Source organism: Aggregatibacter segnis, from assembly GCF_003130075.1.
GTDB classification, from domain to species: domain Bacteria; phylum Pseudomonadota; class Gammaproteobacteria; order Enterobacterales; family Pasteurellaceae; genus Aggregatibacter; species Aggregatibacter segnis_A.
This window is the reverse complement of record NZ_NRCW01000005.1, coordinates 82,819-102,677: the sequence shown is the minus strand read 5'-3', so window position 1 is coordinate 102,677 and position 19,859 is coordinate 82,819. Positions and strand designations below refer to the sequence as shown.

Genomic DNA, 19,859 nt, shown 5'->3' with positions numbered 1-19,859 from the left:
TAATGCCGATGGTAGTGTGGGGCATCCCCATGTGAGAGTAGGTCACCGCCAAGCCTAATATGAACCCCTGATGTGAGTGCATCGGGGGTTTTTGCTTTTTACAGCGTAGGAATTTTATGAGAAAAAGGCTACAATAACGCACTTATTTTAAATTCTAAGAGAAATTATGACTGCTTTAAATGTACTTATTTACCCTGAAGAACATCTGAAAGTTGTTTGCGAGCCCGTATTGGAAGTCAATGACGAGACCCGTAAAATTATTGACGATATGTTTGATACCATGTATCAAGAAGAAGGCATTGGTTTAGCCGCACCTCAGGTCGATATTTTACAGCGTATTATCACTATCGACATTGAAGGTGACAAACAAAATCAATTAGTATTGATTAACCCTGAAATTTTGGATTCCGAAGGTGAAACCGGTATTGAAGAAGGGTGTTTATCTATTCCCGGATTTCGTGCTTTAGTGCCTCGCAAAGAGAAAGTGACAGTAAAAGCCTTAGATCGTGATGGTAAAGAATTTACCTTAAAAGCCGATGGTTTACTGGCTATTTGTATTCAGCATGAAATTGATCATCTTAACGGTATCCTTTTTGTAGATTATCTTTCTCCGTTGAAACGTCAGCGCATAAAAGAAAAGCTGATGAAAGTGAAAAAACAAATGGAAAAGCAAAAATAATTGTGAATCCTCCAGAAGTGCGGTAATTTTTAGCCGCACTTTTATTTATCTATGACGTAGAACATTATGAAACCACTCAATATTATCTTTGCCGGCACGCCGGACTTTGCTGCACAGCATTTACAAGCTTTACTCAATTCTTCCCATAACGTTATTGCAGTTTACACCCAGCCAGATAAACCTGCCGGGCGTGGTAAAAAATTGCAAGCCAGCCCTGTGAAACAGTTAGCCGAGCAACATCAGATTCCTGTCTATCAACCGAAATCCTTGCGGAAGCCGGAAGCGCAATCAGAATTATGTGCGTTGCATGCAGATGTCATGGTCGTGGTGGCTTACGGTTTGATTTTGCCTCAAGCCGTTTTAGATGCACCAACCTATGGTTGCTTAAATGTGCACGGTTCTTTGTTGCCGCGTTGGCGTGGTGCCGCACCGATTCAACGGGCAATTTGGGCAGGCGATGCACAGACCGGTGTCACGATTATGCAAATGGATGCCGGGTTGGACACAGGCGATATGTTGCATAAAGTGTATTGTGATATTTTACCGACTGAAACGTCCATAAGCCTTTATAACAAACTGGCAGAGCTTGCGCCGTCGGCATTAATTGATGTATTGGATAATTTAGGAACCGGTAAATTCACCGCGGAAAAACAAGATGACACCCAAAGTAATTATGCTGACAAACTTTCCAAAGAAGAAGCCAAGTTAAATTGGCAGCTATCGGCTGCGCAGTTGGAACGCAACATTCGCGCATTTAATCCTTGGCCGATGGCTTATTTGGAATTAATGGATGGACAGAATCATCCGCAAACGCTGAAAGTGTATCAGGCAACCGTGTTGCCCCATGTGAATAAAACACCAGGGACGATTTTAGCCGCTGATAAACAGGGTATCCAAATCGCGACAGCGGATGGCGTACTGAATTTATTGCAATTACAACCGGCGGGTAAGAAACCCATGTCGGCACAGGATCTATTAAACAGTCGTGCCGATTGGTTCCAAGTGAGTAAGGTGCTGGCCTAATGGAAAAACAATACTCATCTAAAAAAACACCGCCAAAAACAACCGCACTTTCTACGCGTGCGATGGCGGCGAAAGTGATTTTGCAAGTATTGGATGAAGGGAAATCCTTGTCTACGTTGATACCGGAAGCGCAATCTTCGGTGAAAGCGCAAGATTTACCTTTGTTGCAAGAAATTTGTTTCGGCGTATGTCGCGTACTGCCTCGTTTAGAACAAATTATCAAACGCCTTGTGGATAAACCACTTAAAGGCAAAACGCGCATTGTGCATTGTTTGCTATTGGTCGGTTTATATCAGCTGCTTTATATGCGTGTGCCGGCGCATGCCGCGGTAGATGAAGTGGTGAATGCGACAAAATCCTTAAAATCTGATAGTTTTCGTGGTTTGGTGAATGGGGTGCTGCGTCGATTTTTGCGCGAACAAGATGATATTCTTGCGATTGTGGATAAACATTGGCAAACGCTGCATCCTGATTGGTTTGTGAATAAACTGAAAAAGGTTTATCTGAACTGGCGCGAGATCATTGACGCCAATAATCAAAAGCCACCCATGTGGTTACGGGTGAATACGCAAAAAAACAGCTTGGAAACTTACCGCACTTTATTAACAGCGCAGCAGATGGAAACACAGGTAACGTCTCATCCGCAGGCGCTGGGGTTAACTCAGCCGACCGCCGTGCAAAATTTACCGTTGTTTGCCGAAGGTGGTGTGACAGTTCAAGATCTTCATGCACAATGGTCGGCATTATTATTACAGCCACAAAATCATGAGGTTATTTTAGATGCCTGTGCGGCACCGGGAGGCAAAACCACCCATATTTTAGAACTGGCGCCGCAGGCTGATGTGATGGCGTTGGATGTGGAAGAAAACCGTTTACAACGGGTGAAAGAAAATTTAGCACGCATGCAACAGCAGGCGACAGTCGTGTGCGGTGATGCGGCCAATCCGCAAGAATGGCTGGCAGAATTGGACAAAAGTGCGGTGCGTTTTGACCGCATTTTATTAGATGCACCTTGTTCTGCCACTGGGGTAATTCGTCGTCACCCGGATATTAAATGGTTACGTAAAGAGGCTGATATCGAGCAGTTAGTCGCTTTGCAAGGGCAGATTTTGGATGCATTGTGGCATTATTTGAAACCGAATGGGGTATTGTTGTATGCAACCTGTTCTGTGCTTGCAGAAGAAAATAGCCAGCAGATTGAGCGTTTTTTACAAAAGACACCTGATGCGCAATTGCTCCCGTTGGATTTACCATCTGATGTGCTTGCGTGTAATCAAAGTGCGGTCGGTTTTCAATTTATTCCACAGATAGACGGTGGCGACGGTTTTTATTACGCGAAATTGGTGAAACGTCAGGGCTAACGTTAGCCATGGAGAGAATCAAATGAAGATAATTATTTTAGGCGCAGGGCAAGTCGGTTCTACCTTGGCAGCCAATTTAGTGAGCGAAGACAATGATATTACCTTGGTTGACGATGAATCCTTGCGTTTGGAGCATTTACGCGATAAACACGATTTGCGGGTGATGCAAGGGTTAGCCTCTTCACCAAAGATGTTGCGTGATGCCGGTGCGCCTGATGCCGATTTATTAATTGCAGTGACCAGTTCCGATGAAATTAACATGGTTGCCTGCCAAATCGCATATACCTTGTTTAACACGCCAACTAAAATTGCCCGTATTCGTAATAGTGAATATTTGAAGGAAAAAGAGAAATTATTTTCTGACGATGCGTTTCCTATCGATCATATTATTTCACCGGAAAATTTGGTGACGCAGGATATTGTTCGTTTAATTAGCTATCCCGGCGCATTACAAGTGGCGCATTTAGCGAAAGATAAGATCAGTTTGGTTGTGGTGAAAGCCTATTACGGTGGGCCGCTGGTTGGTTATTCTATTTCTACGCTGAAAGAACATTTACCGCATATTGATTGCCGTATTGTATCTATTTTGCGCCAAGATAAAGTGATTCGTCCACAGGGGTCAACAATCATTGAAGCCGGCGATGAAATTACGTTTATTTGTGCCACCGTGCATATTAAAGCGGTGATGAGTGAGCTACAACGCCTCGAAAAACCCTATAAGCGCGTCATGATTGTGGGGGGAGGAAATATTGCTACCGGCGTGGCAAAATTGTTAGAAGACCATTGCACCGTGAAACTTATTGAACGTAATGCTGAACGGGCAGCCATGCTTGCGGAAAAATTATCTAAAACGTTGGTGTTCAATGGAGATGCCTCTGATCAGTCTTTGCTGTTTGAAGAGCATATTGAAAATATCGATGTATTTCTTTCACTTTCGAGCGATGATGAAGCCAATATTATGTCGGCGTTATTGGCAAAACGGCTTGGCGCGAAAAAAGCCATGGTACTGATCCAGCGCATTGCGTATATCAATTTGATTCAAGGCGGCACCATTGATATTGCGATTTCTCCACAGCAAGCAACGATTTCCGCTTTGCTTGGTCACGTGCGTAAAGGGGATGTAGCAAATGTTGTTTCTTTGCGACACGGACTAGCGGAAGTGCTTGAAATCATTATTCATGGTGAAGAAAGTAGCTCTCATGTTATCGGTCGCATGGTTAATGAATTAAAAATGCCTACCGGTGCGGTGATTGGTGCGATCTTACGAGGCAATGATGTATTGATTGGGGATTCAAGAACCGTTATTCAAGCAGGCGATCATGTTGTGGTGTATTTAAGCGAGAAAAAATATATTTCCGATGTCGAGAAGCTATTCCAGCCAACCGCATTTTTTATTTGAATAAAAATTGTTATTTCTGCGCAAACTCACTATAATGTGCGCCTTTTTTAACCAATCGGCAAATATTTTACCGTTGATATTTTGATTTATCTTAGGAGAGCGTTTATGAGTTTTATTAAAGAATTTCGTGAATTTGCCATGCGTGGCAATGTTGTTGATATGGCTGTCGGTGTGATTATCGGTGCTGCATTCGGCAAAATCGTCAGTTCATTAGTGGCAGATGTTTTTATGCCGGTATTAGGTATTTTAACCGGTGGGATTGATTTTAAAGACCTTAAACTCACTTTGGCGGAAGCTGCTGGTGATATTCCGGCAGTGACATTAAACTATGGTGTCTTCATTCAAAATGTATTTGATTTCATCATCATTGCGTTTGCGATTTTTATGATGATTAAAGCATTGAATAAATTGAAGAAACCAGTCGAAGCAGTCAAAGAACCTAGCGCTGAAGAAAAATTATTGACTGAAATCCGCGATTTACTTAAAAAATAATTTTTATTAGATAAAATCTTCTCCTTGTGGGAAGATTTTTCTTTATCCCTCTTCCCTATTCCATTCTTTTTATTTTTCAGTAAGGAAAAATTATGAGCGATTTAATTGAATTACAAAACGAAACCCGCGAGATCATCACCGATTTATTAAATGACGGTAGTGATCCGGATGCGCTTTATATTATTGAACACCACATTTCTCATCATAATTTTGATCTGCTTGAGAAAATTGCCATGGAGGCGTTTAAAGCAGGGTATGAAGTTTCTGAAGCGGAAGAGTTTGAAGAGGAAAATGGCAAGGCGATTTTCTGCTGTGACATCATCAGCGAAGTGGAATTGAGACCGGAAATCATTGATGCGCAACAAAAAGAATTATTGCCATTGTTGGAAAAGTATAAAGGCAACTACGATGGTTGGGGGACCTACTTTGAAGATCCCGATGCGGATGAGGATGAATACGGTGATGACGGCGAGTTTTTTGATGATGAAGATGATTTAGATGATGACGAAGAGGAATTCGTTAAGCATTAAAAAATAGCCGTAAAAACGACCGCACTTTTCTCTTTTAGCCATGGTATAAGACTAAAAAAGCAAAGTGTGATGCATATGTTGGTTATACTGGATGAAGCGTAGTTGTAAGAAGGAAAATCGTGTCATTAAATTAATTGCTTTTTCCCTGTCGGTATTTCTTATAGAATGGCGAGGTTTTTCTGTGAGGCGGTTTTACGCAGAAATTCTCTTTTAAAATAAACGAGGTAAATAATGAAAGTTGCAAAAAACGTTGTGGTAAGCATTGCTTATCAAGTTCGTACGGAAGACGGTGTGTTGGTAGATGAAGCACCGGTAAATCAACCGTTACAATATTTACAAGGTCATAATAACCTTGTTGTGGGTTTAGAAAATGCCTTGGAAGGCAAATCTGTGGGCGATAAATTTGAAGTTCGCGTGAAACCGGAAGACGGTTACGGTGAATACAACGAAAATATGGTGCAACGCGTACCAAAAGATGTTTTTGTTGGCGTGGAAGATTTAGAAGTCGGTATGCGTTTCATTGCAGATACGGATATGGGACCATTGCCAGTTGTGATTACTGAAGTGGGCGATACGGATGTTGTGGTTGATGGTAACCATATGTTAGCCGGTCAAGAATTACATTTCACCGTGGAAGTCGTTGATACCCGTGAGGCGACATTAGAAGAAATCGCACACGGTCATTTACATGAAGAAGGTGGCTGCTGTGGCGGTCATGGTCATGATAGCGATGAAGAAGGTCATTCTTGCTGTGGCGGTCATCACCACCATCATCATCACCACCATCATCATGACCACGATCATCACCATGAAGATTGTTGTGGTGGTCATGGCCATCATCACGACCATGATCATCAGCACGAAGGTTGCTGTGGCGGACATGGTCACCATCATGATCACGATCATCACCATGGCGGTGGTTGCGGCTGTGGCGGCAAACACTAAAAATGTCCATAAAAAAGACCGCACTTCAATGCGGTCTTTTGTTTTTATGCTTGTTTATTTTGCGCTGGCCTTTTTCAAGACTTCGTACATCGAATCTTTCAAACGTAATTTTTCCTTTTTCAACATTTCCACTTCATTGTGCGTACCCAATTCAATATTGGATTCGATGTTTTTAATACGTTGGTCTAGTTCATTATGTTTATCAAATAAATTTGCAAAGTAAGCATCTTCAACTTTCAGTTTGGTAATTAGATCTCTAAATTCTGGAAACATAGTGGAAATACCTCATTATAAATTTTACATGACATAACGGCAGTTATGCTGGCATTATCTTACCGAATCCGCGGCGAAATAAACGTGCGAGAGATCACAAAATGCATGTATCAAATTAACATTTCTATCACAAATGATGTGTTTGACGAATTTTGGTTAATAAGGCATCGCAACATTGATCGAGCAAGGCATAAGTTTGCTGAAAGTTCTTGGTGTACCAAGGATCCGGAATGTGATCGATACCTAAATCAGGACAAAGTGCGGTGATTTGAAACAGTTTTTCCGGATGATGTCCAAATAGCTTTTCCAAATCCCGTAAATTTTCATTGTCCATGGCAATCAGATAATCAAAATCCGCCCAATCTTTTGACCGCACTTTACGGCTGACAAAATCATTTGAAGCGATTTTATGTTGATCCAGTATGTCGGCAGTGCCGCAGTGCATGCCTTCGCCGTCGTGCCACCCGGAGGTTCCGGCGCTGGCAGTCAGGATTTTACGCTGCAAATGGGCTTGTTTGATTTTTTCCCGCATAACATATTCCGCCATAGGAGAACGACAAATATTGCCTAAACAGACGAAAAGGATTTTGATTGGTTGCATTTTTTCTCTCTCAAAAGTCATAAAAAAAATCCTCATGGCGAGGATTTTTGTTGAAGGGATTAACAAGTTCCCCATAAATCGTATTCATCGGCATCCGTAATCTGCACAGAAATCACATCGCCAATATTGACCGCACTTTGGCTTTGATTATCTACATACACCAAGCCATCAATTTCCGGCGCATCTGCCATGGAACGACCAATAATGCCTTCTTCGTTGATGTTATCTACAATCACTTTTAATGTTTTGCCAATTTTTTGTTGTAAACGGGCTGCGGAAATGGCTTGTTGGAGTTGCATGAAACGGTGATAGCGTTCTTCTTTCACGTCTTCCGGTACTTGATCCGGCATCTCTGTCGCTTCTGCACCTTCTACCGGGCTGAATTTGAAACAGCCTACGCGGTCTAGCTGTGCTTCTTTCAAGAAATCCAACAGCATTTGGAAATCTTCTTCCGTTTCTCCCGGGAAACCAACGATAAAGGTGGAGCGTAAGGTTAATTCCGGGCAAATCTCACGCCATGCTTTAATGCGCTCTAAAGTGCGGTCGATTTTGCCGGGTCTTTTCATGGCTTTCAGAATTTTCGGGCTGGCGTGTTGCAATGGAATGTCCAAATAAGGCAACAGCTTGCCTTCCGCCATGAGCGGAATCAATTCGTCCACATGTGGATACGGATAAACATAGTGCAAGCGAACCCAAATGCCCAAATTGCCTAATTGGCGACACAAGCTGATTAAATTATTTTTAATTGGCATGCCGTTCCAGAAGACGGTTTTATTCTGGTTTTCTTTGGTTTGGTCTAAGGCATAAGCGGAGGTGTCTTGGGACACGATTAACAGCTCTTTTACGCCGGCATCCACCAAACGTTTGGCTTCATCCAAAACTTGAGTAATCGGACGGCTGTCCAAATCGCCACGCATGGACGGGATAATACAGAACGTGCAACGATGGTCGCATCCTTCAGAAATTTTTAAATAGGCATAATGTTTTGGCGTGAGTTTCACACCTTGCGCCGGCAGCAGGCTTTCATACGGATTATAAGCCGGTTTCGGTACGTATTTTTGTACCTGGTTCATCACGGTTTCATAACTGTGCGGACCGCTGATTTCCAACACTTTTGGGTGAACTTGGCGAATTTGATCTTCTTTTGCACCAAGGCAGCCGGTCACAATCACTTTGCCGTTTTCTTCCAAGGCTTCGCCAATGGCTTCCAAAGATTCTTGTACGGCACTGTCAATAAAACCACAGGTGTTCACGATCACTAAATCGGCATTTTCATAGCTCGGAATAATGTTATAACCGTTGGAACGTAATTCTGTCAGAATACGTTCTGAATCCACTAAATTTTTCGGACAGCCAAGGCTGACAAAGCCGATGTTTGGGGTTGAACTCATAAATTTTCTCAAAAAGTCTATCGCGGGTAATAAAAAAGGGGCTAATTCTACCTTTTTTTGTACAAAAAGGCGACAGTGAAATGCCAATAAAAATCGGGTTTTCGCGCTTACCTTTCCGTGTAACAGCTTTTCATTTCAGCGGAATCCGCTATAATGTGTGCCGTTTTTTAGCCCTTAAAAAACACAACCTATTTTCATTCATAAGAGGAAAAATCATGGCAAAACAAAAACATGCCTTGCAGACACCGCCTCAGAATTCTCAAGGAACGATGACCTATCAGCATCAGCGCGGTGTGATTAAAGAGAATGCAATTCAAGCGTTATTACACGATAAACTCTTTCGCCAACGTGTTGAACGAAATAAGAAAGGCAAAGGCAGCTATCAACGTCAAGCGAAACATGCGAATCGTTATTACGAAAAGCCCGATAATAAGATTTCTATGATAAGAGATTTTATTATCGGGCTTTTTTCTATTCGTAAAGTTTATGTAATGTATTGATATAAATGAGGTTATTATGACAGTGAAAACAGAAATTTTATTTAACAACACATGGAACGTCAGAATCAGCGATCCTGGCGAAGAAGGCGCGAAAAGCCACTTTTTTGAGACCATTTATGTGACCTTAGAAGCGCACATCAACGGCAATCAAACAACATATACCTTTACCCGCAAAGTGGAAGACCAAATTAAAATCAAAAAAGACTTCACCGATTTGGATGAATTGTTCATTTATTTGAGTGAACAAATTTCTCCGGTAGCATTGGGGCATTTAGGGATTAAAATCGGCAATTTAGGCCTCGCGAAAGAGTAACCAATAAAAAATAAACCCGACATGGAATCGGGTTTATTTTTGTCTGCTTACACCACAAAGTGCGGTTACAAAATCCAACGGATTTTTGACGGTGTTTTTATAAAATGGATAACACGCTTTCCGGCGGGCGTCCGATTTTGGCTTTATTGCCATTCACCACAATCGGGCGCTCTAATAATTCAGAATGTTGTGCAATGGCATTGAGTAAATCCTGTGCTGTTAGGCTTGGATTATCTAACCCCAAGGTTTTATAGAGTTCATCTTTGGTTCGCATCATTTGGCGAATATCCGTAATACCCAATTTATCTGCAATGCTTTGTAGCGTTTCAACATCGTAGTTGTGTTGTAAATACAGTTCGATATTCGGTTGAATATGCTGACTTTCCAACAAGGCTAATGTTTCACGGCTTTTGGAACAGCGTGGGTTATGGTAGATAGTAATCGACATAGAAATTCCTCCTGCTTAATGTGTGCTTTACATAGATTTTACCTTATAATCAGGCAGGTTTTATAGAGGAATCAAACATGATTGAAATGTTTAAAAGTTGGTATAACCGACGCTTCACCGATCCGCAAGCTATGGGATTGGCGGCAATTTTGCTGTTCGGTTTCGTGTCCATTTATTTTTTCAGCGATCTTATTGCACCGTTGTTAGTGTCGATTGTGTTGGCCTATTTATTGGAATGGCCGGTACGCTTATTAAATGAAAAATTGAAGTGTCCCCGCTTAGTGGCTGCGATGTTGGTGCTAGGCAGTTTTATCAGCTTGGTTTTTGTTGTTGTATTAGTTTTGATTCCGAATTTATGGGCACAGTTAGCGAATTTATTAAGTGATTTACCTCACATGTTTAATCGCTTTAACGAGTGGCTTTTATCTTTGCCGGAACGCTATCCGGAACTGATTGATGCACAAACCGTAGAATCCATTTTCGGTACGGTAAAAGAGAAAATCCTCAACTTAGGCGAATCGGCATTGAAACTCTCTTTAGCTTCCATTATGAACTTGGTGACGCTCGGGATTTATGCTTTCTTGGTGCCGTTAATGGTGTTTTTCCTACTTAAAGATAAACGTCAGCTGATTGATGGCGTCAGCCGTTTTCTGCCGCGTAATCGTACACTTGCTTCAAAAGTGTGGGTAGAAATGCAACAGCAAATTGCCAATTATATTCGCGGTAAATTGCTGGAGATTTTGGTCGTGACCGCAGTTACTTACGCCATCTTCTTAACTTTCGGCTTGAATTATCCGTTGCTGTTGGCGGTGGCGGTTGGATTTTCCGTCTTGGTGCCTTACATCGGTGCAGTGCTAGTGACAATTCCCGTTGTGTTGGTGGCCATTTTTCAATTCGGCGACACACACACGTTTTGGTATATCCTGATTGCTTTTGTTGTTTCCCAATTATTAGACGGAAATCTTCTCGTGCCGTTTTTATTTTCCGAAGTCGTCAACCTTCATCCATTAATTATCATCATCGCCGTGTTGATTTTTGGCGGTTTATGGGGGTTCTGGGGCGTCTTTTTTGCTATTCCTCTGGCAACTCTCGTGAAAGCGGTGGTCAATGCCTGGCCTTCCAACGAAACGCTTTAAATCGGATTTGGTTATCGGATTTTGGCAACGCAGACCTAACTTCCTACATGACAGAATCTGTTATTTGCTAGAAAATGGGGAATGGAAGAAAGTAAGATTGTCACCGTAAAAACGTTAGAAAAAAAGACCGCACTTTGGGTTTAAAAGTGCGGTCTTTTTTTACGCTGAATTTTAATTAGGTTTACTTCCCAAACACCCGATTTAACACCAATGCAATGCCGTCTTCGTTATTCGTGGCGGTGACTTCTTTTGCTGCTTGTTTTATAGCATCGGGGGCGTTGCCCATGGCGATGCTAAGGCCAGTGTATTGCAACATATCCAAGTCGTTAAAATTGTCGCCGAAAGCGATGACTTGCTTGGCATTGATGCCCAAATGTTGCGCCATAAATTGAATGGCTTTCGCTTTGGTCGCAGCAGGGTTCATGATTTCTAAATATTCGTCTTTGGAGCGGTGAATGCTTAAGTGTGGCAGAGCTTGTTTCAGCACGGGTTCCACCATTTGGATTTCTTCGGCGCTGCCCATGATTAATATTTTGTGTACGTCCGTGAGGTTGCCTTGCAGCAACTTGGCGCTTAAGCCCGTAATTTCGCTTTCTTGCTTGATCCAATTATTGTTCACATCATTGCAAAACCAATCCAAACCGGCGTAGTAGCTGATGGACAGATGGGGATAGTCGGCTAAAAGCTCGTTGAGTTTTTGTAAGTCTTGCGGTTCTAAAGTCACGCTATAAAGTGCGGTCAGATTTTTATCTAAAATTAATGCCCCACTGTAACAAATCATGCCATGTTGTGCGCCGAGCAGTTCCGTGTAAGGCGTGATGGCATAAGGCGGACGGGCGGAAACAGGGATAAATGGAACGCCTTGTTTTAGCACATTCTTAATGGCTTCTTCCGTTTTGGGCGTGATCTGATGTTGGCTGTTGAGCAATGTGCCGTCGATGTCGCTGAATACCGCTTTGTATGGTGATGAGGGTACCAAAGCGGTTTCGGCGAACTTCAGCATGCGGACGAGTTCTTTCTTGCCTTTTTCCGATAACACTTTATTGTCGTTCAAAATTTGTGTGGCACGGGCTTGGATGAAACGGACGTAATCGGCATTTTGGGTTTGTGCGAATTGCTTTTCGGCAAATTGCATGTCTGCAAAATCTTTGTTGGTTTGCCCAATTAGCATCTTTTGCCCGAATAACACGATAAGCGCCGCTGCTAAGGCAATGACGGAGCCGTAGCCGTTGGTGGGGTAATAAAGGATGCCGGCGAGAATAAAAAGTGCGGTTACTAAATTCGATGAATTTTTGATGTAGCCTTCGGCTGGTGGTGCTTTGATGAGATCCTTGAGTTTCATTGAAAATCCGCTGATTGAACAGTGTCTTGTTAAAATAAAACAGGCACGCGCCAAAAGACGCGCGCCATGATTATGTGAGGTTAAATTATGCTAACACGCCAAAATGATAGCCGAGGATACCCACGCCGAATAGTGCGAAAATGATATACATGTCGTTGATTTTTTTGCGTAGCAAATACATACACAAAAAAGTGAGTAGCAGCGCCGCCAAGCCCGGGAGCAAATCGTTTAATACGCTTTGCACGGTCGTGACCACTTCTTCGCCCATTTGGTTTTTATAGCGTAGCAGTTCCAGTGAAATGTTAATAGTGGTCCATTTTGACACTAGTGAGCCCATCACAAAGAGACCGAGGATAGACGCCCCCTGCGTCAATTTTTGTAAGCGACCGCCGCCCATGTCGTTAACGATTTCTGTCCCTTTTTCGTAGCCGTATTTAAAACCATACCAACGGCTTAAGGCACGGCAAAGGTTAATTCCGATAAAGAATAGCAATGGTCCTAACCAGTTACCGGTAATGGCTAAACCGGCACCAAGTGCTGCAAGCACCGGACGTAGTGTGCCCCAGAAAATCGGGTCACCCACACCGGCAAGTGGCCCCATGAGACCCACTTTCACCCCACTGATTGCCGCATCGTCAATGTTTTTTGCGCCGTTGGCTCGTTCTTGTTCCATCGCGGCAGTTACGCCGATAATGGAAGAAGCTACCCAAGGCTGGGTGTTGAAGAATTCTAAGTGGCGTTTTAAAGCGGCCGCTTGATCTTCTTTTTTACTGTAGAGGCGTTTAATGGTTGGCATCATGGACACACAGAAACCCATGGCTTGCATCCGTTCAAAGTTAAATGAACCTAAAAGGAAGGTGGAACGCCAATAAGTGCTGCGAATATCTTTTTTCGTTAATGCTAATTTAGTTTGTTCAGTCATGATCGTATTCCTTATAGTCCTTCAAGTTCATCATCAGCCAATTCGCGTTTGCTACCGGTTTGTGGTAAGGCTGCTTGGTTAAAGCGAGGGTTTAATTGAATGTAAACGATGGCTAAGCAGGTGCCTAACATACCCAAGCCTACTAAGTTATAGCCGGAGAAGGAGGCAATCACGAAACCAAGGAAGAAGAACGGCATTAACGCGCCGGCGCGCATCATGTTGATGACCATGGCGTAACCAACCACCACGATAAAGCCCCCGGCGATTTGTAATCCTCGGGTGACCACTTCCGGAATGGAGTTCAACGCGTGGGTAACGGTGTCTGTACCGGCCACAAGTGCGACGAAGAACGTTGGAATAGCGACACGCAAGGCTTGCAAGGAAAGACCCGCAAAGTGACAAAATTCAATGCCGCGGAAATTGGCTTGCGCCGCGTAATCATCGGCTTTGTGCTGCAAGAAAATGGTGAGAGTACGCACAAAAATCGTTAATACCTGACCGGCTGCGGCAACAGGAATGGCGATGGCTAAGGCGCTGCCTTTGTCTTGACCGCCTTTGATCACCAAGATTGCGGCGATTACGCTGGCAAGCGCAGCATCCGGTGCCATTGCCGCACCCACGTTCATCCAACCGAGGGCGACTAATTCCAAGGTACCACCCACGATAATCCCTGTTTCTAAATCACCGAGTACTAACCCGATAAGGGTGCAGGCGACCAACGGACGGTGGGTTTGACGTTCGTCTAACACGCTTCCCATACCGCAAATGGCGGCAACCAGCGTGACTAAAATAATTTCCATTGTTGTCATGGTAAATAGTCCTCTAATTAAAATTTAATGGCATTAAGTTCTTTGTGAGTCAGCATTACTTTCGGATTGGCAGCCACTTGTTGCAAGCTTAATTCCACGCCTTTATCTAAAAGTTGTTTGAATGCTTCTACATCGGTTGGATCAACGGCAACCGCTTGGGAAAGCAATTTATTGCCTTCGCGATAAGTCATCCCGCCCACATTCACTTTGTCAATTTTCACACCACCCTCGATTAATCGCACGATGTCTGACGGATTGGTCACTAACCACAGAATATTTTTGCCTGCATATTTCGGGTTGTGATACACCTTAATGGCTTTTTCCACCGGGATTACATAGGCTTTCAAATGTGGTGGAGCAACTTGAAGTAACAAGTCTCGGCGGAGAGGATCGTTTGCTACATCATCGTTGACAGCAAAAATGGCTTCGCATTTCACGGCTTTTGCCCAAGATGTCGCCACTTGACCGTGAATTAAACGGCTGTCGATACGCAACAAGGTGATATTCATGTTGCCGGTAAGTGCGGTCGTTTTTTCCGGTGTTTTTTCAGGTTCTGCCGGTTTGGTAGGGGCTTGTGTTGAGGAGGCTGAAGAGGTGTCTTCTTTAGGTTGGTGGAAGGATTTTACTGCTGCAACACCCACTTCTTTGGCGGTTTCCACCAGTTCTGCTAAGCTTGCGCTGTCTTTCGCATCTAATACTTCCAGTAACATTGGCAAACTAATGCCCGTCACAATATCCGTATTTTCGCGTCCTGTCGCGACTCGTGCTGCCGCGTTGTATGGGCTGCCGCCGAATAAATCGACTAAAAAGAGTATAGGCTCGTTTTCCGGCAAGGTCGCGATAATGGCGTTGTATTTTTCCACCAAGTGTTCACCGCCTTCACCGGGCAGAAAAGTCACCACATGGCAGTTTTCATCTTCACCAAACACCATTGCGGCGGAATTGACGATTTCTTCTGAAAACTTACCGTGCGTTGCAACGATAATGTGGGTCATTCAAACCTCCTTTAATCTGGTTAAAAAATCAAGCATTAACGTTTCAGCAAAGCTAATAGAACTACGTAAACGTTTGCGTGACGAGCTAAGTGTATTCCTTTCAAATATGCCGTCAAATGGAGAGTGAGAAAATTATGATGATGAGCAAGTGGTATGAGGAGTGTGTTTTTTTTATACAAAAAATATAAATGAAACGTGAATTAATAGGGTGAAATCTTAAAAAAATGTTGTGAAGTTGTTGCGATTTTAGCGAAAAAAAAGCGGAGATTACTCCGCCTGATATAACCGATAACTTACTTGCCCGCTGTCTTTTTGTTTTAACACATGCCAGTTTTCCGGTACGTTCGGTTCCTTGCCTTTTTCTGTTTCCACATAAACCAAGGCTTGTGGACGCAGCCAGTTGTTTTGCGCTAATAAAACCATGGCTTGCTCGGCTAAATTAAAATGAAAGGGCGGATCGAGAAAGACCACATCAAAGTGCGGTTGATTTTGCGGCTTATTTAAAAAGTGCAGGCTGTTTTGATTGACGACTTGCGCGCGATCGGCACATTTTAAGGTTTGAATATTCTTGCTTAACTGCTGCGCCACGGCTTTTTCCAATTCCAGAAAGGTCACCTTTGCCGCTTGGCGCGAAAGCGCTTCAAAGCCAAGAGAACCGCTACCGGCAAACCCGTCTAAGCATTCACTGTCAACAATATAAGGCATGAGCCAATTGAATAGGGTTTCTTTTACACGATCGCCGGTAGGGCGCAAGCCTTGGGATGGCAGCACAGGCAATTTTCGCCCGCGCCATAAGCCGGCGATAATGCGTACTTCGCCTTTTGTGCTTTGTTGTGTTGTTGCTTTTTTCATATAAATCGGCAGGAAAATGATGTGTTTTTTTGCTAGAATGAGCGGCATTTTATCAAGTTTAAACAAGAGTGGGCAATTTATGTCAGATGAAAAGAAAAAAGGCGGATTTTGGTCTTGGTTCGGATTAGGCAAAAATAAACAAGGAGAATCAACGGAACCGAAAGAACCGGCGTCAAAAGAACAGCTCCCTAATGAATCTGAAGTGCAAGAAATGGCAGAAAAAACGACCGCACTTTCAGATGAAGCAGAGACTGAAAATACATTAACGGAAGATACATCAATGGCGCAAGCGTTCACGCTTGTGCCTGAAAGCCATGACGTTCAAGTAGAGGCCTCTCAAGAGGAAAAACTAACGGCACAAGCGTGGACGCTTGCGCCATCCTCTGAGGAAGTCAAAAAAAGCATCGAAAGTGCGGTGGATATTGAAGATGAATCTGTTGCTGAAACGGAAGAACACGAAGAAGAAAGCGCCGCTGCCGACATGGTGGAAACACAAGAAAAACCAAGCGAAGGTGGCTTTTTCAGTCGATTACTCAAAGGTTTGGTGAAAACCAAACAAAATATTGGGGCAGGCTTCCGCAGTTTCTTTTTTGGTAAAAAAATCGACGATGAATTGTTTGAAGAATTGGAAGAACAGCTCCTCATCGCTGACATCGGGGTGCCGACAACCACAAAAATTATCAACAACTTAACGCAACATGCGACCCGTCAGCAGTTACAAAACGCAGATACCTTATACCAACAACTTAAATTGGAAATGGGCGAGATCTTAAAACCGGTGGCGCAACCATTACGCATTGATGGCAGCAAAAAGCCTTATGTGATTTTAATGGTGGGGGTGAATGGCGTAGGTAAAACTACCACTATCGGTAAACTGGCGCGTAAATTCCAAATGGAAGGCAAATCTGTCATGTTGGCGGCGGGCGACACCTTCCGTGCCGCCGCAGTAGAGCAGTTGCAAGTGTGGGGCGAGCGTAATCACATTCCGGTGGTGGCACAAAGCACCGGTTCCGATTCGGCATCGGTGATTTTTGATGCGATGCAATCAGCGGCGGCACGTAATATTGATGTGCTCATTGCGGATACCGCCGGTCGTTTACAAAATAAAAATAACTTGATGGACGAGCTGAAGAAAATCGTGCGCGTGATGAAAAAATACGATGAAAGTGCACCGCATGAAATTATGCTCACGCTAGATGCGGGTACCGGTCAAAATGCCATTAGCCAAGCTAAGTTATTTAACGAAGCCGTTGGGCTTACCGGCATTAGCTTAACCAAATTGGATGGTACCGCAAAAGGCGGCGTGATTTTTGCTATCGCCGACCAGTTTAATTTGCCGATCCGCTATATCGGCGTAGGTGAAAAAATTGAAGATTTACGAGAATTTAACGCGGAAGAATTTATTGACGCTTTATTTGCTCATGAAGAGGAATAAAGTGCGGTTCAAAAATGACGTGTTTTTTTAGAGAAGAAAAATGATTCGATTTGCAAATGTGAGTAAAGCGTATTTGGGCGGAAAACCGGCGCTGCAAGGGTTAAGCTTTCATTTACCGGTGGGTAGCATGACCTACTTGGTGGGGCATTCCGGTGCAGGGAAAAGTACCCTGCTGAAATTAATTATGGGCATGGAACGTGCCAATGGTGGGCAAATTTGGTTTAACGGGCACGACATTACCCGTTTATCCCACCATGAAGTGCCGTTTTTACGTCGTCAAATTGGCATGGTGCATCAAGATTATCGCTTATTGTCGGATCGTTCCGTGTTGGATAACGTGGCGCTGCCATTGATTATTGCCGGACAACATCCGAAAGATGCCAATAGCCGTGCGTTGGCAGCATTGGATCGTGTGGGATTGCGTGATCGTGCAAATCACTTGCCAGCACACTTGTCCGGTGGTGAACAACAACGCATTGATATCGCGCGTGCCGTGGTGCATAAACCGCAATTATTGTTGGCAGATGAACCTACCGGGAACTTAGATAGTGCACTCTCCTTAGAGATCTTCAATTTATTTGAAGAATTCAATCGTCTCGGTATGACGGTGTTAATCGCGACTCATGACATGGGCATCGTGCAACAAAAACCAAAACCTTGCTTGGTGCTTGAGCAAGGTTATTTACGCTAGGAGACAACATGAGTTTTCGTTTGAATTTCCCTTTTGGCGTGCAAAGTGTGTACGTGTTGCGTGCGGTGTTAGCGGATTTATTGAAACGTAAGTTTGCCACATTGCTAACCGTGTTGGTGATCGCCGTCTCTTTAACGATTCCGACCGTGAGCTATTTGCTTTGGAAAAATATTCATCACGCCACCACGCAGTTTTATCCGGAAAGTGAACTGACCGTGTATTTACATAAAAACTTGTCGGAAGAGGATGACAACTTGGTGGTGGAAAAAATCCGTCAGCAAGAAGGGGTTGAATCATTAAATTATATTTCTCGTCAGGAAAGTTTGAACGAGTTTCGCCATTGGTCAGGTTTTAACGAAGAGTTGGACGTGTTGGATGATAATCCGTTGCCGGCAGTGGTGATGATTAAACCGACCAAAGCGTTTAACGAGTCGCAACAACGTAATGAATTACGGGAAAACTTGGATAAAATCAAAGGTGTTCAAGAAGTCCGTTTGGATAACGATTGGTTAGAAAAACTGACCGCCCTGACGTGGTTAGTGGCGCATGTGGCCATTTTCTGTACCGTGCTGATGGCGGTTGCCGTTTTCTTGGTGATCGGCAACAGCATTCGCGCTGACGTTTACAGCAACCAAGCAAACATTGAAGTGATGAAATTGCTCGGCGCTACCGATCAATTCATCCTTCGACCATTCCTCTATACAGGCATGATTTATGCCGCGCTCGGTGGTTTCTTCGCGTGTATTTTCAGTAGCCTCACCATTGGCTATTTTACCGGTGCAGTGAAATATGTGACCGATATCTTTGCCGTCAATTTCAACTTAAACGGTTTAGGATTGGTGGAATTCCTTTTCTTACTCGTGGTTTGCGTCATTATGGGTTACATCGGCGCATGGTTATCGGCCACACGTTATATTCGCTTGTTGGATAAGAAAGGTTAGAGGATAAAAACACAGAAGAAAAAGACCGCACTTGATAAAAAGTGCGGTCTTTTTTGTTACAGTTTTTTTAATGTTGGTGTGGTGTTGTATCAAAATGCGATTCATTGTTTCGTAATGCTTTACAGGCTTGATAGACAACAGAAGCACCGCTTCGCAATATTAGTAGGCTTAAAATACTGCTGGCGACAAGGTCAACCCATTGCCAGTTTAGTAGCCATGCGCTTAATCCGGCGATAATTGCCACCAGTGAGCCAAACAGGTCAGCTAATACGTGTAAATAGGCGGCTTTGATGTTTAAGTTTTCATGATCGCCTTTCATCATTAGCCAAGCTACGAAAATGTTTACCAAGAGTCCAGTGATGGCAACGCCTAGCATAGGCAACGCCAACATTGTCGTTGGGTATTGCCAACGTTCAGTCGCTTCCACCAAAATCCATACTGCCACCACAATCAGAGAAGTGCCATTTAACAGCGCGAACTTTTTTTGGTTTTGTGCATTTAAAAACAAAGCAATGAGGGCGAGGAGCAACGATAGGCTGTCATTTGCCATATGCCCGGCGTCAGCCATTAAGGCGAGGCTATTAAAATAATAGCCACCTAAAAACTCGATGATCATATAGCTGCTGATAATGACCAAACTGGTGCTTAAAATCTTTTTATTTGCTGGTGTATGAGCGTGTGAATGTTCGTGTTTGTGTTGATGTGGCATCTCGTTCCTTCCTTACTTAATTTGTTTAAGTAAGGAACAGCTTAAAGCCCGTAGGGACTACGGGATCAAGTA

The 19,859-nt window shown here is 43.5% G+C and carries 23 protein-coding genes and 1 pseudogene; 14 read left to right on the top strand and 10 right to left on the bottom strand.

The window, feature by feature from the left end:
- Nucleotides 1-166 precede the first annotated feature (166 nt).
- The 7 genes from def to slyD all read left to right on the top strand — a co-directional run bounded on the left by def (nucleotide 167) and on the right by slyD (nucleotide 6,429).
- Entirely contained in the window at nucleotides 167-679 is a 513-nt protein-coding gene (gene def / locus DK415_RS07260) for a peptide deformylase (protein ID WP_109433065.1), read from the top strand.
- A gap of 66 nt (nucleotides 680-745) precedes the next feature.
- Nucleotides 746-1,702: a methionyl-tRNA formyltransferase gene (gene fmt / locus DK415_RS07255; protein ID WP_109433064.1), complete on the top strand. Its 957-nt coding sequence runs from the start codon at nucleotides 746-748 to the stop codon at nucleotides 1,700-1,702.
- Nucleotides 1,702-3,063, top strand: a complete 1,362-nt coding sequence (rsmB, locus tag DK415_RS07250) for a 16S rRNA (cytosine(967)-C(5))-methyltransferase RsmB (RefSeq protein ID WP_109433063.1) — start codon at nucleotides 1,702-1,704, stop codon at nucleotides 3,061-3,063. The genes fmt and rsmB overlap by 1 nt, the downstream gene beginning before the upstream one ends.
- Before the next feature lie 22 nt (nucleotides 3,064-3,085).
- Entirely contained in the window at nucleotides 3,086-4,462 is a 1,377-nt protein-coding gene (gene trkA / locus DK415_RS07245) for a Trk system potassium transporter TrkA (protein WP_109433062.1), read from the top strand.
- Nucleotides 4,463-4,567: 105 nt separating this feature from the next.
- Nucleotides 4,568-4,954 (top strand): large-conductance mechanosensitive channel protein MscL, encoded by a 387-nt coding sequence (gene mscL, locus DK415_RS07240; RefSeq protein ID WP_109433061.1) that lies wholly within the window; start codon nucleotides 4,568-4,570, stop codon nucleotides 4,952-4,954.
- A 92-nt stretch (nucleotides 4,955-5,046) separates the two neighbouring features.
- Nucleotides 5,047-5,484: a ribonuclease E inhibitor RraB gene (rraB, locus tag DK415_RS07235; protein WP_109433060.1), complete on the top strand. Its 438-nt coding sequence runs from the start codon at nucleotides 5,047-5,049 to the stop codon at nucleotides 5,482-5,484.
- A gap of 231 nt (nucleotides 5,485-5,715) precedes the next feature.
- Nucleotides 5,716-6,429: a peptidylprolyl isomerase gene (gene slyD, locus DK415_RS07230; protein WP_109433059.1), complete on the top strand. Its 714-nt coding sequence runs from the start codon at nucleotides 5,716-5,718 to the stop codon at nucleotides 6,427-6,429.
- A gap of 54 nt (nucleotides 6,430-6,483) precedes the next feature.
- Here the strand turns inward: slyD and DK415_RS07225 are convergent, their stop codons facing one another.
- The 3 genes from DK415_RS07225 to rimO all read right to left on the bottom strand — a co-directional run bounded on the left by DK415_RS07225 (nucleotide 6,484) and on the right by rimO (nucleotide 8,694).
- Nucleotides 6,484-6,702, bottom strand: a complete 219-nt coding sequence (locus tag DK415_RS07225; protein WP_048750699.1) for an HP1242/YdcH family protein — start codon at nucleotides 6,700-6,702, stop codon at nucleotides 6,484-6,486.
- A 127-nt stretch (nucleotides 6,703-6,829) separates the two neighbouring features.
- Nucleotides 6,830-7,303, bottom strand: coding sequence for a low molecular weight protein-tyrosine-phosphatase (locus DK415_RS07220; RefSeq protein ID WP_109433069.1), 474 nt, complete (start codon nucleotides 7,301-7,303; stop codon nucleotides 6,830-6,832).
- Nucleotides 7,304-7,362: 59 nt separating this feature from the next.
- Nucleotides 7,363-8,694 (bottom strand): 30S ribosomal protein S12 methylthiotransferase RimO, encoded by a 1,332-nt coding sequence (gene rimO / locus DK415_RS07215; RefSeq protein ID WP_109433058.1) that lies wholly within the window; start codon nucleotides 8,692-8,694, stop codon nucleotides 7,363-7,365.
- A 215-nt stretch (nucleotides 8,695-8,909) separates the two neighbouring features.
- Here rimO and DK415_RS07210 point away from each other — a divergent pair, with 215 nt between their 5' ends.
- Complete coding sequence (locus tag DK415_RS07210; protein ID WP_048750702.1) at nucleotides 8,910-9,194, top strand: alternative ribosome-rescue factor A; 285 nt, start codon at nucleotides 8,910-8,912, stop codon at nucleotides 9,192-9,194.
- A gap of 16 nt (nucleotides 9,195-9,210) precedes the next feature.
- On the top strand, nucleotides 9,211-9,507 hold the full coding sequence (locus tag DK415_RS07205) for a DUF5377 family protein (protein ID WP_109433057.1): 297 nt from the start codon (nucleotides 9,211-9,213) through the stop codon (nucleotides 9,505-9,507).
- A gap of 97 nt (nucleotides 9,508-9,604) precedes the next feature.
- Here DK415_RS07205 and arsC read toward each other — a convergent pair whose 3' ends face one another.
- A complete protein-coding gene (gene arsC / locus DK415_RS07200) occupies nucleotides 9,605-9,955 on the bottom strand; it encodes an arsenate reductase (glutaredoxin) (RefSeq protein ID WP_109433056.1) in 351 nt (116 codons plus the stop codon).
- A gap of 77 nt (nucleotides 9,956-10,032) precedes the next feature.
- Here arsC and DK415_RS07195 point away from each other — a divergent pair, with 77 nt between their 5' ends.
- Both DK415_RS07195 and DK415_RS07190 read left to right on the top strand, forming a co-directional pair.
- A complete protein-coding gene (locus DK415_RS07195; protein WP_109433055.1) occupies nucleotides 10,033-11,091 on the top strand; it encodes an AI-2E family transporter in 1,059 nt (352 codons plus the stop codon).
- A 13-nt stretch (nucleotides 11,092-11,104) separates the two neighbouring features.
- Nucleotides 11,105-11,200 (top strand): annotated as a pseudogene (locus tag DK415_RS07190) (pyridoxine 5'-phosphate oxidase C-terminal domain-containing protein); the annotation flags it as partial.
- A gap of 72 nt (nucleotides 11,201-11,272) precedes the next feature.
- Here DK415_RS07190 and DK415_RS07185 read toward each other — a convergent pair.
- The 5 genes from DK415_RS07185 to rsmD form a co-directional block, all read right to left on the bottom strand.
- Nucleotides 11,273-12,433: a Cof-type HAD-IIB family hydrolase gene (locus DK415_RS07185; protein WP_109433054.1), complete on the bottom strand. Its 1,161-nt coding sequence runs from the start codon at nucleotides 12,431-12,433 to the stop codon at nucleotides 11,273-11,275.
- An 85-nt stretch (nucleotides 12,434-12,518) separates the two neighbouring features.
- Nucleotides 12,519-13,355, bottom strand: a complete 837-nt coding sequence (manZ, locus tag DK415_RS07180) for a PTS mannose transporter subunit IID (RefSeq protein WP_109433053.1) — start codon at nucleotides 13,353-13,355, stop codon at nucleotides 12,519-12,521.
- An 11-nt stretch (nucleotides 13,356-13,366) separates the two neighbouring features.
- Nucleotides 13,367-14,164, bottom strand: coding sequence for a PTS mannose/fructose/sorbose transporter subunit IIC (locus tag DK415_RS07175; RefSeq protein WP_048750710.1), 798 nt, complete (start codon nucleotides 14,162-14,164; stop codon nucleotides 13,367-13,369).
- Between the two features lie 17 nt (nucleotides 14,165-14,181).
- Entirely contained in the window at nucleotides 14,182-15,159 is a 978-nt protein-coding gene (locus DK415_RS07170) for a mannose/fructose/sorbose PTS transporter subunit IIB (protein ID WP_109433052.1), read from the bottom strand.
- Nucleotides 15,160-15,426: 267 nt separating this feature from the next.
- Nucleotides 15,427-16,011, bottom strand: coding sequence for a 16S rRNA (guanine(966)-N(2))-methyltransferase RsmD (gene rsmD / locus DK415_RS07165; protein ID WP_109433068.1), 585 nt, complete (start codon nucleotides 16,009-16,011; stop codon nucleotides 15,427-15,429).
- 79 nt (nucleotides 16,012-16,090) lie between these two features.
- Between rsmD and ftsY the strand changes: the two genes are divergently transcribed.
- The 3 genes from ftsY to ftsX are packed head-to-tail and all read left to right on the top strand — an operon-like array spanning nucleotide 16,091 to nucleotide 19,078.
- The gene (ftsY, locus tag DK415_RS07160) at nucleotides 16,091-17,446 is read left to right on the top strand and encodes a signal recognition particle-docking protein FtsY (RefSeq protein WP_109433067.1); all 1,356 of its coding nucleotides are present in this window, start codon (nucleotides 16,091-16,093) and stop codon (nucleotides 17,444-17,446) included.
- A 40-nt stretch (nucleotides 17,447-17,486) separates the two neighbouring features.
- Entirely contained in the window at nucleotides 17,487-18,137 is a 651-nt protein-coding gene (gene ftsE / locus DK415_RS07155; RefSeq protein WP_048750711.1) for a cell division ATP-binding protein FtsE, read from the top strand.
- Between the two features lie 8 nt (nucleotides 18,138-18,145).
- Nucleotides 18,146-19,078, top strand: a complete 933-nt coding sequence (gene ftsX, locus DK415_RS07150; RefSeq protein WP_109433051.1) for a permease-like cell division protein FtsX — start codon at nucleotides 18,146-18,148, stop codon at nucleotides 19,076-19,078.
- A 67-nt stretch (nucleotides 19,079-19,145) separates the two neighbouring features.
- On the opposite strand, the gene DK415_RS07145 is transcribed toward ftsX, so the two are convergent.
- Nucleotides 19,146-19,787 carry a cation diffusion facilitator family transporter gene (locus tag DK415_RS07145; RefSeq protein ID WP_109433050.1) on the bottom strand — a complete coding sequence of 214 codons (642 nt, stop codon included), beginning with the start codon at nucleotides 19,785-19,787 and terminating at the stop codon, nucleotides 19,146-19,148.
- Nucleotides 19,788-19,859 lie beyond the last annotated feature (72 nt).